Below are 14,896 nucleotides of genomic sequence, written 5' to 3'. Positions count from 1 at the left end.
TCTGCTTTCCGATATTCGGCGGCTGCGGGTTACCGCGCCTAGATCGCATCCTCCCAAGACTTTGACAGCGTAGGAGAGCGAATTATTGCTTCGCCCTTTCGTTATGGAGGTACAATAGACCAACACTTTGCCGGATGTCACGAGAAATATTGCGTAATTGTGACGTAAATGTGCTGCGCTGCACAAAATTGCGCCACTCTTCATTGTCTTAGTGGAAGCCATTGCCGCAGGCCTGGTCAGAGGGCCGTTGGGTTTTCAATTGGCCTTTAAATGGCTATGAACGCCACGCAAACATTCTTTCCGCGTGGTGATTCCGCCGCGCTGTCTTTTACGGAAATCACCATGCGTCTGTCGCGTTACTTTCTGCCTATCCTCAAGGAGAACCCCCGCGAAGCCGAGATCGTTTCGCATCGCCTGATGCTGCGTGCCGGCATGCTGCGTCAGCAGGGGCAGGGCTCTTTCTCGTGGCTGCCGATGGGCAAGCGCGTGCTGGACAAGGTGTGCAACATCATCCGTGAGGAACAGGACCGCGCAGGCGCACAGGAAATCCTGATGCCGACGATCCAGTCGGCGGAGCTGTGGCGCGAAAGCGGCCGCTATGACGCCTATGGCAAGGAAATGCTGCGCATTCAGGATCGTCACGATCGCGAGATGCTGTTCGGCCCGACCAACGAAGAGATGGTGACGGATATCTTCCGTTCCTACGTCAAGTCTTACAAAGACCTGCCGCTGAACCTCTATCATATCCAGTGGAAGTATCGCGATGAGGTGCGTCCGCGCTTCGGCGTCATGCGTTCGCGCGAATTCCTTATGAAGGACGCCTATTCGTTCGACATCGACTTTGAGAGCGCCCGCGCTGCCTATTATCGGATGTTTGTCTCTTACCTGCGTACATTTGATCGCGTGGGCATGAAGGCAATTCCGATGAAGGCCGATACCGGCCCCATCGGTGGCGATCTCTCGCATGAATTCATCATCCTCGCAGAGACAGGCGAAAGCGCCGTCTTTTGCCATCGCGACTTTCTCTCGATGGACGTGCCGGGCGTTGATGTGAACTATTCCGACGATGCGTCCATCGCTGCGATCGTCGACGCATGGACAACGCCTTACGCGGCCACCGAGGAGATGCACGACGAAGCCACCTGGTCGGCGGTCTCAGAGGGCGAGCAGGTTTCGGCTCGTGGCATTGAAGTAGGTCACATCTTCCACTTTGGTGACAAATATTCCGCTCCAATGGGCGCTACCGTCACCGGGCCTGATGGCAAGGAACACGCGGTGTCGATGGGCTCCTACGGTATCGGCCCGAGCCGACTGATTGCCGCCATCATCGAGGCAAGCCACGACGAGAATGGCATTATCTGGCCGGAAGCCGTCGCGCCGTTCGATCTTTCGCTGATCAACATGAAGGTTGGCGATGCCGCGTGCGACAGCGCATGCGATGATATCTACACGCAGCTGACCAATGCGGGCGTCGATGTTCTTTATGACGACACGGACCAGCGCGCCGGCGGAAAGTTTGCGACTGCTGACCTTATCGGTCTTCCCTGGCAGGTGATCGTCGGACCGCGCGGTGTTGCTGCAGGTGAAGCAGAAATCAAGAACCGCAAGACCGGTGAGCGTGAAACCCTTCCGCTGGCCAATGTCGTGGCGCGACTCAGGAAAAACGCATGAGTGAAGCCGGGGCCAGCGCGACTCCAAGGGGAGCCAAACCATTCTCCATTTTCGAACGCATGGTGGCCTGGCGCTACCTGCGCTCGCGGCGGAAGGATACGGTGATCTCCGTGATCTCGCTGATCTCGTTTGTCGGGATCATGCTTGGCGTCGCCACATTGATCATCGTCATGGCGGTGATGAACGGCTTCCGAGCGGAGTTGATGACCCGCATTCTCGGCGTCAACGGGCATCTGATCGTCCAGCCGATCGACCGGGTGTTTGACGACTATGCGCAGGTTGCCGGGCGGATCGAGGGGGTGGATGGCGTTCGCTATGCCATACCGCTGATTGAAGGTCAGGTCTTGGCGACAGGAAGCGTCGGTGCCGGCAGTGGTGCCCTCGTGCGAGGTGTGCGTGAACAGGACATCGACAAGATGGATCTGGTCGCCAAGAACCTTCGCCAAGGCACACTCGACGGCTTCGATGGCTCCGAGAAGGTCGCGATTGGCAAGCGCATGGCCGACAATCTTGGCCTCGCCGTCGGCGACGGTATCCAGCTTGTTGCACCGGAAGGCGATGTGACGCCGTTTGGCGTGACGCCGCGCCAGAAGATCTATCCGATTGGCGCGATCTTCGAGGTCGGCATGTCGGAATACGACGCGTCGATTGTCTTCATGCCGCTCAGCGAAGCGCAGATGTTCTTCAATAGCGAAGGGCTGGTGCAGTCCGTCGAGGTGTTTCTCGATGACCCTGACGCAGTCGATGCGATGCGGACCAAGGTGGAGGTCGCGGCAGAGCGGCAGGTCTACCTGACCGACTGGCGACAGCGAAACCAGACGTTCTTCTCTGCACTGCAGGTCGAGCGCAATGTGATGTTCATGATCCTGACGCTGATCGTGCTTGTGGCGGCGCTCAACATCATCTCCGGCCTGATCATGCTGGTGAAGGACAAGGGGCGCGATATCGCCATTCTGCGAACCATGGGGGCGTCGAGCGGTTCGGTGATGCGAATCTTCATGATGACCGGCGCGGCCATCGGGGTGACCGGGACCATCGCAGGCGTGCTTCTTGGAGTGGTCGTCTGCCTGAATGTCGAGAAGATTCGGCAGTTCTTCTCCTGGCTGTCAGGCACGACATTGTTCAATCCGGAGCTCTATTTCCTCAGCCAGCTTCCGGCGAAGATGGATGTGCAGGAGACGATATCCGTTGTGCTGATGGCTCTGGTTCTTTCCTTCCTGGCTACCCTGTTTCCGGCATGGCGGGCGGCCAAGCTCGATCCGGTTGAAGCGTTGCGGTACGAATGATGACGCGCACGGTACTTCTCGAACTCAAATCCATTGATCGCCGCTATGATGAAGGGTCGCGCAAGCTGACCATTCTGGATGCGGCCGACTTCGTGCTTCATCATGGTGAAATGGTCGCGTTGGTCGCGCCGTCCGGTGCCGGCAAGTCGACGCTGCTTCACACGGCGGGCCTGCTCGAATGGCCTGACGCGGGAGATGTGATTCTCAATGGCCGGGCTTGCGGGCGACTTTCGGACGATGAGCGCACGGCGATTCGCCGAAACGACATCGGTTTCGTCTACCAGTTCCACCACTTGCTGCCGGAGTTCACGGCGCTTGAGAATGTGATGATGCCGCAGCTGGTGCGTGGGCTCAAGCCTGCGCAGGCACGCGAGCGCGCCATGCAGTTGCTCGACTACATGAAGATCGGGGCTCGTGCCGAGCACCGTCCGGCGGAGCTGTCGGGGGGCGAGCAGCAGCGAGTTGCGATTGCGCGTGCGGTCGCCAACGGGCCATTGCTTCTCCTGGCTGACGAGCCAACCGGCAATCTTGATCCCGCGACTGCAAGCTATGTGTTCGATGCGCTGGAGGCGCTGGTACGCCAGTCGGGGCTGTCTGCGTTGATTGCGACTCACAATCACGAACTGGCGGCGCGCATGGATCGTCGCGTAACGCTTGCCGAAGGCAAGGTTGTAGAACTTCCCTGATTTTTCAGTATTTCTGCCTGAAAGGGCGAAGCCGGCCTCGGGGAAGGCCGGCTTCTGAACCCGGTCATTTGGGGACGGGGTGGGGACTCGACCGGGTTATTCCTATGGGTTCTCGTTGCTAAAGCGCGTCGCGATCTTTCAGATACGTTCCTTGCGCTTTAGCTCGTTGTTTTCACGCATATCTTTAAAATGGTTTCCCCTTTCGGGAGACATGCTTTAGCGACCGCGAACACTGCCCACGAGGACATCGCGCCCGTCTTCAACTGCCACCCAGCGGCCCGCATGTGACGGGGACTGACGCTTGAGGAAGCGGTATTCTGTCTCATTCCAGGACAGGATAAGCGGTTCGAGATTGTCCAGAATGAAATCGCCGAGATGAGTATTGATGGTCAGGACAGCATGGCCATCGCCGTTAGGCTGGCGCACAACAGTAATCAACAGGTTGGACTCAGGAACACCTGCCTGGATCAGTCGCTTGCGCTTTTCGAGCACGTAGTCTTCGCAATCGCCGTAGCCGTTGACGGGGTAGGACCAGTATTCCTCGACCCCCCACATTTCCGCATCGGTGCGCGGGGTGACTGAAGTGTTGACGACATTGTTGATTTCCACGATTCGCGCCCAGAGCTCGCGGGTGAGTTCAACCGGCTTGGCCTGACGCGTCGGGCCACATTCCTGCGCCGTACGCTGACAGAATTCGTAGTGCCCGACCGGCTGCGAAGACAAGCCGCCGGTAGGCATGAAGGGTTGGGCGATTGCGGTGGCGGCTCCAACACAGAGAGCAGCAGCTGCTGCAAACGCGATCAGGATTTTCTTTTGCATCGCCATGGTCTCGTCTCCCCGTTGACGAGATCACAATGACAGGTGCATCTTTAGATGGCGCAAAATGTCGAAGTAGAAATTACCTCAATGTGAGTTCAAATTGAAGATGTATTGAACTCAATAGGTAATAAAATACGATTCAAATAGTATTAGAATTTATCGAAAATGCCACCGACGATTTTAACCTCTCGGTAGGGGGGGCGGATGTGCTGGCTGGCACTGGCAGAGCTGCGACCTGCAGTGTCTGCGAATGCGAACATGGGAAGGAACGGGTGGAGGAGGCGGCCGCGCCTGACAGGCGCATGGATCGTGCGCAGGGAGCTGGTGCGCACCCTTAAAGCACTTGGCGCTTTTGAGGGAGTGGTTTAGCGATCGAAATGTTCGAGCAGAGTGTCTTCACGCTGCAACGCGGCGAACTCAATGGCAATCCCGTCCTCAAAATGTCTCACGACCCGGCCACGCATTGTACCAAGCGTCACCGGCAAGCCGATCGCGGGCTTGACGTCGATTTCGATTGCAGCGCCCGAGAGAGACAGATCCACGATCCGGCAGCGATACTGGCGCCCATCGCCGAGATCAAGCGTGGTGATCGGGTTGCGTGGCGAGACGCGCTCGTGACGGCGGTCTTCCGGCAGGTCGAGCTCGTGCTTGTTGGCAAGCCAGGTGAGCTGCGCGGCGAGTTTGTCACGCTTGCGCTCGGAGGCAATGATTGTCATTGCGAAACCGTCTTCAAGAGAACGGGTGACAACCCCCTCCAGTCGACCGATCTGGTCGAGATAGACGATGACCTTTTCTCCGAGCGCCCCGCGCTTGGAAGAGCGCAGAGCCACGTCGCCGGGCGACATATCGATGACCTGGCAGGGATATTCCGAACGGTCCTCCAGCATGTAGCGTCCATAAACTTTCACGCGTACGCGCTGGAAGTCTCTCCGCTCCATACGCGCCGGCGCTGCCCTGGTCGCCGCTGGTCTCATGCCCGCTCATGCCCCGCTTGTTTCGCTATCTCGCTCAATGCGAAGATATGATTTCGGGATACTGCGAAACTGGTTAATTTACGGTGTGCCTGCGCTGGGGCTGGCGGTCAGTCTTCACGCCCGCCTTCGAACACAACAAGATGGCGGATGCGTCGTCCCTCGACCTTGCCAAGGCCGTTGTTGATAAGATTTGAGCTGGCCGGAGCCAGCGAGGGTGCGCGGTTCTCGAGAAACAACGGTTCACGCTCGGCATCGACGATGCGCATCGTCTCGATCTTTCCTTCGACGACGGGATCTGTCCCCAGCCAGTAAGGCTTGTCGATAGGGGTGACGGCTCCGAGAAGGCGCGGGCTGCCGAAGCCGGATTCCAATGGCAGCAATATCATTTCGAACAGGTTGGTCTTGCCGCTTTGCGTCAGGCCCTCGTAGGTGACGACGGAGACCGACTTGTCTCGAAGTGTGCCATAGGCGAGACGAGAAACGATACGCTGATCGCGCTGTGACCAGATCAAGGGAAACGCGTATCCCTTAAGCTCGCGGCCATAGGTTGCGCAAAGGCGCGTTCCGGCAAGGCGGAATACCGGTTCGCCGCGACCATCCTGTTCAAGGATGAACGTGTCTGCGAGCAACGCCTTGATTTCCGCCGGTTCAATTTCCGTGCGCTGAGGTGCAGGTCTCCCTTTCCGGAGCCTGTTCCAATATTGGAAAAGCGCAATCGATCCTTCCTGTTTCATATTCCCTTTGCCGCCCTTTGCCCCTTGCGGTTGTTCCATCGGTGAACAGAAACGTGATTCCGATGGACTTGTTGGAACCCACACGCACGAGACATGCCAGTCACGTTAACCGTTTTTCACGGCTATCCGGATCGTTAGGGTTAACGATTGGTTTACGTTGCCCGCCGGGGTTCGGCATGTCATTCGGGGTGCACTCCAAGGGGACGGGCACTTCGATGACCTGTCATGGACAATAAGTCCGGGAGTGAGCAGGGGGCTCGACCAGGCCGTTCAGAGACTTCTCTGGACGGCTTTCTTCTGTTGCACGTGTGTTCGTGAGTGATATCTGGCATATCGTATCGTGCGAATAGCGAGTTCTCTCCTTCCGTTCAGTTCAAGGCAGATAATGGCGGCCCCCCATTCTTCCCCATCCGATGATGAAACTACCCGAGGCTTTTCGCGCGCAGCGCCCCGCGAGCCGATGTTCAACATGCCGGCGGTGGTGGTTGGGCTGATCGCCCTGTGTGCAGGCATCCATCTGGTGCGCAGCTACGTTCTGACCGACGAGCAGGATTTTTGGGTGATCGTCCACTTCGCCTTCATTCCCCTGCGCTATTCTGGCGGCTACGCTCTGGACGCCTACGCCTTCTCTGGTCCGTGGACATATTCTTTCCTGCACGGAAGCGTGGCCCATCTGGCGGTCAATATGATCTGGCTCGCCGCGTTCGGCTCTCCGCTTGCAAATCGAATCGGCGCAGTGCGGTTCATCGCCTTCTGGATTTTCACCGCCCTGGCTGCTGTTGCTTTGCATTACGTGCTTCATTCCGGCGAGGCGACGCCATTGATCGGCGCATCGGGTGCAATCTCAGGAATGATGGGGGCGGCAGCCAGATTTGGCTTTCAGGTCAATCGACGCGCGCCAAAACCAGCTTTTGAAGGCGCGATACTCTCGATCCCAGCGGTGTTTCAATCAAGGACGACCGTTACATTCCTTGCAGTCTGGATGGTGGTGAATTTTGTGATGGGCATCGGCACGTCTGACATGAGCGCAAGCATTGCCTGGGAAGCGCATATTGGCGGGTTTCTCGCAGGTTTCTTGCTGGTGCGTTCTTTCGATCGAACTCAACGTCTAGCCTAGCAACTGGCGAAATCTTCCTGAGAAGCCGACGCTTGCAAAGCTGAGCGTCTACGCGCACCATGACAAGGTTCGCATCGCGTGGCCGGTTGTGGACTGGCCTGCCAAAGCCGGGAGGAGCGCTATGACTGTCAGGTCGATACTGGATCGCAAAGGAAGCGACGTTGTCACGCTGGAGCCCGAACAGACGCTCGCACGTGCAGCGCAGTTGCTCGGGGCGCGGCGCATCGGTGCGGTGGTGATCGTCGATGGTGAGCGACGCATTGTCGGGATATTGTCAGAGCGCGATATCGTGCGGGTCATTGGAGAAGCTGGCGGTGATGCGCTGGGGCTTCGTGTTGACCAGGTAATGACCTCCAAGGTGACCACCTGCGGTGAGGCGCACACGGTCAATCATGTGATGGAAGTCATGACCCAAGGGCGATTTCGCCATTTGCCGGTCGAGAAGGACGGCAAGCTTGCCGGTATCATTTCCATTGGCGACGTTGTGAAGCGACGCCTTGAAGAGGTTCAGCGTGAGGCGGATCAAATTCGCGAGTATATTGCGACTGCGTGAGCGTGGTGCAGAAATCTGGTGAAGCTTGATGGTTTTGCGGGCCTTGCAAAGGGTTGCAAGCGTGATCCGTTTGATCTAGCGAAAACCATATGCAAGAAGGTGCCTGAGCGCCAACATCTCTTCAGAGAACCGGATTTCAATGACGATCATCGACACGCGAACACCTGACCCGAAGCGCTTCGTTGCAGGAGCAACCGGCGACTGGGAAATCATCATCGGCCTGGAGGTTCATGCCCAGGTGACGTCCGAGGCGAAGTTGTTTTCGGGCGCTTCGACTGCCTTCGGTGCAGAACCCAATGCGAATGTCAGTCTCGTCGATGCGGCGATGCCAGGCATGTTGCCTGTCATCAACGAGGAATGTGTCCGGCAGGCGATCCGCACCGGGCTTGGCCTGAAGGCGCAAATCAATCTGAAGTCGGTCTTTGATCGGAAGAACTATTTCTACCCCGACCTGCCGCAGGGCTATCAGATTTCGCAGTTCCAGCAGCCAATCGTCGGTGAAGGCACTGTCATTGTCTCGGTTGGTCCCGACAAGAATGGCGAGTTCGAGGACATCGAAGTTGGCATCGAGCGTCTGCATCTGGAGCAGGACGCCGGTAAGTCGATGCACGACCAGCACCCGACCATGTCCTATGTCGATCTCAATCGTTCCGGCGTCGCGCTGATGGAGATCGTGTCAAAGCCGGACATGCGCTCTGCGGACGAGGCCAAGGCATATCTGACCAAGCTGCGTACGATTGTCCGCTATCTTGGCACTTGCGACGGCAATATGGACGAAGGCTCGATGCGCGCTGACGTCAACGTGTCCGTGCGCCGTGTTGGTGAGCCTTTCGGCACGCGCTGTGAAATCAAAAACGTCAACTCGATCCGGTTTGTCGGCCAGGCGATCGAATATGAAGCGCGTCGCCAGATCGGTATCCTGGAGGACGGCGGCAAGATCGATCAGGAAACCCGTCTGTTCGACCCGAACAAGGGTGAGACCCGCTCGATGCGCTCCAAGGAAGAAGCGCATGACTATCGCTATTTCCCGGATCCAGACCTTCTGCCGCTAGAATTCGACCAGGCATATGTTGACGCGCTTGCTGAACATCTTCCGGAGCTTCCAGACGACAAGAAGGCCCGTCTGATCGAGGCACTGGGACTGTCGACCTACGACGCTTCTATCCTGGTCTCCGAGAAGGCGATTGCCGACTATTACGAGAAGGTCGCAAACGGCCGCGACGGCAAGGCGGCTGCGAACTGGGTTATCAACGACCTGCTTGGTGCTCTGAACAAGGCGAGCCTTGATATCGATGATGCGCCAGTTTCGCCGGAACAGCTCGGTGCGATCATTGATCTCATCAAGGAAGGCGTGATTTCCGGCAAGATCGCCAAGGAACTGTTCGAAATCGTCTGGAACGAGGGCGGCGATCCGCGTGAGCTGGTCGAAAGCCGTGGCATGAAGCAGGTCACCGACACCGGCGCCATCGAGAAGGCCGTCGATGAGGTGATCGCAGCCAACCCGGACAAGGCCGAGCAGGCGCGTGAGAAGCCGAGCATGGCTGGGTGGTTCGTCGGCCAGGTCATGAAGGCGACCGGCGGCAAGGCCAACCCGCAGGCCGTGAACGACCTCGTGAAGTCGCGTCTGGGCGTCGAGTAGGCCGATGTTCGTACGCACTGCCTCGTCGCGCGACATCCCGGCGATCCGGGCGCTGTTGGTCGAGACCTGGCATGACACCTATGACGCGATCTACGGCAAGGATCGCGTCACGCAGATTACCGATTCCTGGCACTCGATGACCTTGCTTGGCGAACGGCTATCGCTTCCGCGTTCGGAGTTTCTTGTCGCAGATGACGGGAAAATGATCGGGGGCATGGCGTTTGCCACAGCGCAAGACGAAGGCAAGACGCTGGTGCTCCATCAGCTCTATGTCGCCCCATCGTGCCAGGGGCAGGGCATCGGCGGTCTTTTGCTCGACGAGGTTGAAGGCTGCTTCCCCGAAGCTGGAACCGTGCGGCTGTTCGTCGAAGAGCGAAATGCGAAGGCGGTGTCGTTTTATCTGGCACAGGGCTTTTCACAGGTGGGGAAGATCGACCAGGAAGTGGTCGGCGGACCTGCAGAACCGGCGCTCGTATTTGAGCGTCCAATCATCTGGGCGGACTGACCGCGACGCCAGGACGCTTGCAAACGCGGGCTCATAGCGCCATAAGGCCCACACGGCGACTTCCTGCCGGAGGAATCGATGAAGACCTTTTTCACGCAGTTTTTCACCTGGTGGAATGGCCAGAATCTGAACACGCGTTTCTTCACCTGGCGCAACGGCCAGCGTGTTGGCAGCGACGAGTTCGGCAACGTCTACTATCAGGGTGGCAAAGATTACGATGGCACGCCGAAGCGCTGGGTCATCTATAACGGCTACTCGGAAGGCTCCATCGTGCCGCCAGGCTGGCATGGTTGGCTTCACCGGCGCGTAGACACACCGCCAAGCGAGGAGCAGTATGTGGCGCGCGAGTGGCAGAAGCCGCACGAGCAGAACCATACCGGCTCGGCCAAGGCTTATCGCCCCAAGGGCTCTGTACTGGCCGGGGCAGAGCGCCCGCGCGTTACAGGAGACTACGACGCCTGGACACCAGGTTCGTAAGCTGTTGTCGGCGAGAGCTTTCTCGCCACATTTGCCGTCTATCCACGTCGCACGCATGTCGCCACGACAATTCACGGACAGCACGACTCATGGCTCTATCGCCGACTAGCCCGCGCTTCTCTCATTCCCGTCCCAAGGTGATGCGCTTGCCGACACTTGTGCTGGCTGGCGTTCTTGTCAGTTCCGGACCTTCCCTGGCGGAGCGGGTGACCAATGCGGTGGCGGAATTCACCGGGGTCGACAAGATCACCGGGCGGATCATCAGCTTCGACGTCTACATCAACGAAACCGTTCAATTTGGCGCTCTGCAGGTCACGCCCCGCGTGTGCTATTCGTCGCCAGAGACGGAAGAGCCGAAAACCGATTCCTTTATTGAAGTCGACGAGATCACGCTGGATCGGAAGATTCGTCGCATTTTTACGGGCTGGATGTTCGCGGAAAGTCCCGGTCTCAATGCGATTGAGCACCCGATCTACGATGTGTGGCTGAAGGACTGCAAACAGAAGTCCGACGTTCCGCCTCCGGAAAAGGCTTCAACCAACTAAACTATGAGCAGATGCTCAGGAGTCGGTGAATTTCGCTTCGCCCTGCACAGCGCGCTCAAGCATCGCCTCATATTTGGCACGCGGAACATCGATGGCGCCGAAGCGCTTGAGGTGTTCAGTGGTGAACTGGGTGTCCAGAAGTACGAAGCCCCTTGCGCGCAGCCGCTCCACAAGGAAGGCGAGACAGACTTTCGACGCGTCGGTTGTGCGTGAAAACATGCTTTCGCCGAAAAATGCGCGTCCGAGCGTGACGCCATAGAGACCGCCCACAAGGCGATCGTTCTCCCACGCTTCGACAGTGTGGCAATATCCACGCATGAAGAGGTTGGTGTAGGCTTCGCGGATAGGGGCGTTGATCCAGGTGGAGTCGCGGCCCTCGCGCGCTTCGGCGCAGCCGTCAATTACGCCCTCAAAGTCACTATCGACCCGGATTTCAAAACGATTCTGCCGGATGACCTTCGAAAGGCTCCGGGGAATGTGGAAATCGTCGAGGGGTATGATCCCGCGGGTTTCAGGCCGGACCCAGAACACCTCCGGGTCTTCGGCCGATTCTGCCATGGGGAATGCTCCTGACGCGTAGGCGCGCAGGAGCAGATCGGCGGGTATGCGGTAACCGGGCGCAAAAGGACGGGTCATCGCATACTCGCAACCATTACCCCGCGGACGATGCCAGGTGCTTCTCCAGCCAGTGGATGTCGTAATCACCATTGGCAATGTCGGTGTTGCCGACCAGATCCCGGAAAAGCGGCAGTGTGGTGTTGATGCCGTCGACCACGAACTCGTCCAATGCGCGGCGAAGACGCATCATGCACTCGACGCGATTGCGGCCATGCACGATCAGCTTGCCGATCAGGCTGTCGTAGTAGGGCGGGATCTTGTAGCCCGAATAGACACCCGAATCGACGCGGATACCCAGGCCGCCCGGCGTGTGGAAGTGCGTGATCGTGCCCGGCGAGGGGACGAAAGTGCGCGGGTCTTCCGCGTTGATGCGGCACTCAATGGCGTGGCCCTGGAAGCGGATGTCTTCCTGCTTGACCGACAGACCACCACCCGAGGCGACGCGAATCTGCTCGTGAACGAGGTCGATACCGGTAATCGCTTCAGTAATCGGGTGTTCCACCTGAAGGCGGGTGTTCATCTCGATGAAATAGAACTCGCCGTTCTCGTACAGGAACTCGATTGTGCCTGCACCGGAATATCCGAGATCGGCAACCGCCTTCGAGCAGATCTCGCCAATCTTGGCGCGCTCTGAGGCATTCAGTGCAGGCGAGGTGGCTTCTTCCCAGACCTTCTGGTGACGGCGCTGCAGGGAGCAATCGCGTTCACCCAGATGGATGGCCCTGCCGGCACCATCGCCGACGATCTGCACTTCGATGTGGCGCGGCTTCTCGAGATATTTCTCGATATAGACGGCGTCATCGCCAAAGGCGGCAGATGCTTCCGACTTTGCAGTGGCGAGAGCGACGAGGAGGTCGTCTTCGGAGTGTGCGACCTTCATGCCGCGACCGCCACCGCCAGCAGATGCCTTGATGATGACAGGGTAGCCGATCTCAGCGGCAACGCGTCTTGCTTCGGTTTCGTCGGAGATAGCGCCTTCTGAGCCCGGAACGACGGGAATACCAAGGCGCTTTGCGGTGCGCTTGGCTTCGATCTTGTCACCCATCACGCGGATATGGTCGCCCGAAGGCCCGATAAACGTGATGTTGTGGGCAGCAAGAATGTCGGAGAATTTAGCATTCTCAGACAGGAAGCCGTAGCCAGGGTGGATCGCGTCGGCGCCGGTAATTTCACATGCCGCAACGATCTGATGGATATTCAGGTACGAATCGCGGGACTGCGGTGGGCCAATGCAGACGCTTTCGTCTGCGAGCCGCACATGCATGGCATCTGCGTCCGCCGTAGAATGAACGGCCACGGTCTGAATACCAAGCTCCTTGCACGCGCGCAGAATGCGCAGTGCAATTTCACCCCGGTTTGCTATCAGGACTTTTTGAAACATCCTTCGGCCCTGACCTATTCGATGACCACGAGAGGCTCGCCGTACTCGACGGGCTGAGCATCCTCGCACAGGATCGCAACGACCGTGCCCGCGCGCGGAGACGGGATCTGGTTCATTGTCTTCATGGCTTCGATAATGAGAAGGGTCTGACCCTCCTTTACCTTCTGGCCAACTTCAATGAACGGCTTGGCGTCTGGTGCAGGTGACAGATAAGCGGTTCCGACCATCGGCGAGGGGACTGCGTTCTTGGACGTATCGGCGGCAGCAGGAGCCGCCGCGACAGGTGCAGCGACCGCTGGTGCAGCTGGCGCAGGTGCGGCTGCATAAGGCGCTGGTGCGTAGCCCTGAACCGCTGCCGGGGTACGAGAAACTCGAATACGCAGGTCGTCCTGCTCAACCTCAATTTCGGTCAGGTTGGTTTCATCAAGAATTGTCGCCAGATCGCGGATAAGTTGCTGGTCAACGCCGTTTTTCTTAGTCGACATTCTACTATCGTCCTTATTGTTCGTTGTGGCGGCTTATGACCTTGCGGCCAATGCGTTTAGCGCCATGAGATAACCTTGCGGTCCGAAGCCGCAAATCACGCCAGTTGCGACCGCCGAAACCCACGAATGGTGGCGGTATTGCTCCCGTGCGTGAATGTTCGAAAGATGCACTTCTGCGACGGGGAAAGGCGAGATTGCTCGGATCGCGTCGTGGATTGCAATCGAGGTATGGCTGTAGGCAGCGGGATTGATAACCAGACCCTGGGCCTTGCTTGCGGCTTCCTGAATCCAGTCGACCAGTTCACCTTCGTGGTTGGACTGGCGGAAGTCGACTTCGAAGCCAAGGCGGCTGCCTTCTGCGCGGCAATCGTCGGCAATTTCGTCAAGGGTCTTGCCACCGTAGATGCCCGGCTCTCGCTTGCCGAGCATGTTCAGGTTGGGACCATTGAGAATGAATATCGTCTTCGACATAAAAGGAGTTCCTGCGCGCCGGCACTTCTATAACGGCCATAGACTGCGGCGGAAAGAGCGCAAGTGAGTTCTTTTGGTGTCCACAGCCCTGTTTGGGCTGTGAAAACCGGAATTCATACGTTTCAGTTCGCTGCACGGACCTGTTTCAGTTTTTCTTCGAGCACAGCGTGCCCAAGAGCGCCGAATACGACCTCATCCCCCACCACATAGGACGGCGTGCCGGTAATTGCCAGCCGTGAAGCCAGTTCATAAGTCTGGGCGAAAGCCTGCGCGATCTGTGGATTCTCCATCTCGCGACGAAGGGCAGCTTCCTCGACACCAAGACGTGTGGCCGCAGCAATTGCGGTTGCTTCGTTGGCGCGGCTGCCGTTCATCAGCTCGCGATGAAAATCTCCGTATTTTTCTGGCGCCAGATTGCGGAAAGCCATGGAGACGACATGCGCCTTCTGTGAGTCCGGGCCGAGAATCGGAAATTCCTTGAGCACAAAGCGCAGGTCTGGATTGGACTGAATGACGGTCTCCATGTCAGCCAGCGCGCGCTTGCAGAACCCGCAATTGTAGTCGAAGAACTCGACGATTGTGACAGCTCCCTGCGGGTTGCCGATGACCCCGTCGTAGCTGGCGTTGAAGATTTCGTCGCGGGCACCGCGGATCGTGTCGATCTGAGAAACACGTTGGCGCTCTTCCTGTTTTGTTTCGAGCGCTGTCTGCATCTCCAACAGAATTTCTGGATTGGCGGCGAGATAATTGTGCACGATTGACTCAACCTGCGTGCGGGTCATCGATGCAGTGCCTGCCATGTCAGTGGTCGGAACAGGGTTGCTGCCAGAAACAAAACCGAAAGCGAACATTGCAGCGCCAACAGCTGCGCCGGTTATGCCGAGTACCGTGGCCTTGCTCATTCTAAATGTCCTTCATGCAGTGCGACGGCAGTC

General features: G+C 58.1%; 17 protein-coding genes. 9 read left to right on the top strand and 8 right to left on the bottom strand.

Annotated elements, in window-relative coordinates; genetic code table 11:
* Positions 1-342 precede the first annotated feature (342 nt).
* From proS to BMZ42_RS05680, 3 genes are read left to right on the top strand one after another with little or no spacing between them, the layout of a single operon-like run.
* Positions 343-1,671 carry a proline--tRNA ligase gene (gene proS / locus BMZ42_RS05690; protein ID WP_091519890.1) on the top strand — a complete coding sequence of 443 codons (1,329 nt, stop codon included), beginning with the start codon at positions 343-345 and terminating at the stop codon, positions 1,669-1,671.
* Entirely contained in the window at positions 1,668-2,957 is a 1,290-nt protein-coding gene (locus BMZ42_RS05685) for a lipoprotein-releasing ABC transporter permease subunit (RefSeq protein ID WP_091519695.1), read from the top strand. The genes proS and BMZ42_RS05685 overlap by 4 nt, the downstream gene beginning before the upstream one ends.
* Entirely contained in the window at positions 2,957-3,643 is a 687-nt protein-coding gene (locus BMZ42_RS05680) for an ABC transporter ATP-binding protein (protein ID WP_091519892.1), read from the top strand. Before BMZ42_RS05685 ends, BMZ42_RS05680 begins: the two co-directional genes overlap by 1 nt.
* Positions 3,644-3,859: 216 nt before the next feature.
* On the opposite strand, the gene BMZ42_RS05675 is transcribed toward BMZ42_RS05680, so the two are convergent.
* From BMZ42_RS05675 to BMZ42_RS05665, 3 genes are all read right to left on the bottom strand, one after another.
* Complete coding sequence (locus tag BMZ42_RS05675) at positions 3,860-4,468, bottom strand: transglutaminase-like cysteine peptidase (RefSeq protein WP_420492449.1); 609 nt, start codon at positions 4,466-4,468, stop codon at positions 3,860-3,862.
* A 359-nt stretch (positions 4,469-4,827) separates the two neighbouring features.
* Positions 4,828-5,436 carry a PilZ domain-containing protein gene (locus tag BMZ42_RS05670; RefSeq protein ID WP_091519692.1) on the bottom strand — a complete coding sequence of 203 codons (609 nt, stop codon included), beginning with the start codon at positions 5,434-5,436 and terminating at the stop codon, positions 4,828-4,830.
* Positions 5,437-5,543: 107 nt separating this feature from the next.
* The gene (locus BMZ42_RS05665) at positions 5,544-6,170 is read right to left on the bottom strand and encodes a PAS domain-containing protein (protein WP_091519690.1); all 627 of its coding nucleotides are present in this window, start codon (positions 6,168-6,170) and stop codon (positions 5,544-5,546) included.
* A gap of 460 nt (positions 6,171-6,630) precedes the next feature.
* Between BMZ42_RS05665 and BMZ42_RS05660 the strand changes: the two genes are divergently transcribed.
* The 6 genes from BMZ42_RS05660 (at position 6,631) to BMZ42_RS05635 (ending at position 11,006) form a co-directional block, all read left to right on the top strand.
* Positions 6,631-7,287: a rhomboid family intramembrane serine protease gene (locus BMZ42_RS05660; RefSeq protein ID WP_342028912.1), complete on the top strand. Its 657-nt coding sequence runs from the start codon at positions 6,631-6,633 to the stop codon at positions 7,285-7,287.
* A gap of 121 nt (positions 7,288-7,408) precedes the next feature.
* On the top strand, positions 7,409-7,840 hold the full coding sequence (locus BMZ42_RS05655; RefSeq protein WP_091519687.1) for a CBS domain-containing protein: 432 nt from the start codon (positions 7,409-7,411) through the stop codon (positions 7,838-7,840).
* Positions 7,841-7,979: 139 nt separating this feature from the next.
* Entirely contained in the window at positions 7,980-9,479 is a 1,500-nt protein-coding gene (gatB, locus tag BMZ42_RS05650) for an Asp-tRNA(Asn)/Glu-tRNA(Gln) amidotransferase subunit GatB (RefSeq protein ID WP_091519685.1), read from the top strand.
* A 4-nt stretch (positions 9,480-9,483) separates the two neighbouring features.
* Positions 9,484-9,984, top strand: a complete 501-nt coding sequence (locus BMZ42_RS05645; protein ID WP_091519683.1) for a GNAT family N-acetyltransferase — start codon at positions 9,484-9,486, stop codon at positions 9,982-9,984.
* Between the two features lie 78 nt (positions 9,985-10,062).
* Positions 10,063-10,461 (top strand): NADH:ubiquinone oxidoreductase subunit NDUFA12, encoded by a 399-nt coding sequence (locus BMZ42_RS05640; protein WP_091519681.1) that lies wholly within the window; start codon positions 10,063-10,065, stop codon positions 10,459-10,461.
* A gap of 140 nt (positions 10,462-10,601) precedes the next feature.
* Entirely contained in the window at positions 10,602-11,006 is a 405-nt protein-coding gene (locus BMZ42_RS05635) for a DUF2155 domain-containing protein (protein ID WP_244523178.1), read from the top strand.
* A 15-nt stretch (positions 11,007-11,021) separates the two neighbouring features.
* On the opposite strand, the gene aat is transcribed toward BMZ42_RS05635, so the two are convergent.
* The 5 genes from aat to BMZ42_RS05610 all read right to left on the bottom strand — a co-directional run bounded on the left by aat (position 11,022) and on the right by BMZ42_RS05610 (position 14,863).
* Positions 11,022-11,642 carry a leucyl/phenylalanyl-tRNA--protein transferase gene (aat, locus tag BMZ42_RS05630; RefSeq protein WP_091519676.1) on the bottom strand — a complete coding sequence of 207 codons (621 nt, stop codon included), beginning with the start codon at positions 11,640-11,642 and terminating at the stop codon, positions 11,022-11,024.
* Between the two features lie 16 nt (positions 11,643-11,658).
* Positions 11,659-13,005: an acetyl-CoA carboxylase biotin carboxylase subunit gene (gene accC / locus BMZ42_RS05625; RefSeq protein ID WP_091519674.1), complete on the bottom strand. Its 1,347-nt coding sequence runs from the start codon at positions 13,003-13,005 to the stop codon at positions 11,659-11,661.
* A 14-nt stretch (positions 13,006-13,019) separates the two neighbouring features.
* Positions 13,020-13,490, bottom strand: a complete 471-nt coding sequence (gene accB, locus BMZ42_RS05620) for an acetyl-CoA carboxylase biotin carboxyl carrier protein (protein ID WP_091519672.1) — start codon at positions 13,488-13,490, stop codon at positions 13,020-13,022.
* Between the two features lie 33 nt (positions 13,491-13,523).
* A complete protein-coding gene (aroQ, locus tag BMZ42_RS05615; protein WP_091519670.1) occupies positions 13,524-13,961 on the bottom strand; it encodes a type II 3-dehydroquinate dehydratase in 438 nt (145 codons plus the stop codon).
* Positions 13,962-14,083: 122 nt separating this feature from the next.
* On the bottom strand, positions 14,084-14,863 hold the full coding sequence (locus BMZ42_RS05610; RefSeq protein ID WP_091519668.1) for a DsbA family protein: 780 nt from the start codon (positions 14,861-14,863) through the stop codon (positions 14,084-14,086).
* Positions 14,864-14,896: the final 33 nt, after the last annotated feature.

Source organism: Aquamicrobium aerolatum DSM 21857, from assembly GCF_900113935.1.
GTDB lineage: Bacteria > Pseudomonadota > Alphaproteobacteria > Rhizobiales > Rhizobiaceae > Aerobium > Aerobium aerolatum.
The sequence above is the reverse complement of the archived record's forward strand: the minus strand, read 5'-3'. Positions and strand labels throughout refer to the sequence as shown.

Excerpts from the sequence above, each read along its gene's own strand:
- accB (WP_091519672.1), bottom strand. The coding sequence starts at position 13,490 with ATGTCGACTAAGAAAAACGGCGTTGACCAGCAACTTATCCGCGATCTG.
- BMZ42_RS05640 (WP_091519681.1), top strand. The coding sequence starts at position 10,063 with ATGAAGACCTTTTTCACGCAGTTTTTCACCTGGTGGAATGGCCAGAAT.
- BMZ42_RS05680 (WP_091519892.1), top strand. The coding sequence starts at position 2,957 with ATGACGCGCACGGTACTTCTCGAACTCAAATCCATTGATCGCCGCTAT.
- BMZ42_RS05685 (WP_091519695.1), top strand. The coding sequence starts at position 1,668 with ATGAGTGAAGCCGGGGCCAGCGCGACTCCAAGGGGAGCCAAACCATTC.
- BMZ42_RS05645 (WP_091519683.1), top strand. The coding sequence starts at position 9,484 with ATGTTCGTACGCACTGCCTCGTCGCGCGACATCCCGGCGATCCGGGCG.
- BMZ42_RS05635 (WP_244523178.1), top strand. The coding sequence starts at position 10,602 with ATGCGCTTGCCGACACTTGTGCTGGCTGGCGTTCTTGTCAGTTCCGGA.
- proS (WP_091519890.1), top strand. The coding sequence starts at position 343 with ATGCGTCTGTCGCGTTACTTTCTGCCTATCCTCAAGGAGAACCCCCGC.
- BMZ42_RS05675 (WP_420492449.1), bottom strand. The coding sequence starts at position 4,468 with ATGGCGATGCAAAAGAAAATCCTGATCGCGTTTGCAGCAGCTGCTGCT.
- gatB (WP_091519685.1), top strand. The coding sequence starts at position 7,980 with ATGACGATCATCGACACGCGAACACCTGACCCGAAGCGCTTCGTTGCA.
- BMZ42_RS05670 (WP_091519692.1), bottom strand. The coding sequence starts at position 5,436 with ATGAGACCAGCGGCGACCAGGGCAGCGCCGGCGCGTATGGAGCGGAGA.
- BMZ42_RS05665 (WP_091519690.1), bottom strand. The coding sequence starts at position 6,170 with ATGAAACAGGAAGGATCGATTGCGCTTTTCCAATATTGGAACAGGCTC.
- accC (WP_091519674.1), bottom strand. The coding sequence starts at position 13,005 with ATGTTTCAAAAAGTCCTGATAGCAAACCGGGGTGAAATTGCACTGCGC.
- aat (WP_091519676.1), bottom strand. The coding sequence starts at position 11,642 with ATGACCCGTCCTTTTGCGCCCGGTTACCGCATACCCGCCGATCTGCTC.
- BMZ42_RS05660 (WP_342028912.1), top strand. The coding sequence starts at position 6,631 with ATGTTCAACATGCCGGCGGTGGTGGTTGGGCTGATCGCCCTGTGTGCA.
- aroQ (WP_091519670.1), bottom strand. The coding sequence starts at position 13,961 with ATGTCGAAGACGATATTCATTCTCAATGGTCCCAACCTGAACATGCTC.
- BMZ42_RS05610 (WP_091519668.1), bottom strand. The coding sequence starts at position 14,863 with ATGAGCAAGGCCACGGTACTCGGCATAACCGGCGCAGCTGTTGGCGCT.
- BMZ42_RS05655 (WP_091519687.1), top strand. The coding sequence starts at position 7,409 with ATGACTGTCAGGTCGATACTGGATCGCAAAGGAAGCGACGTTGTCACG.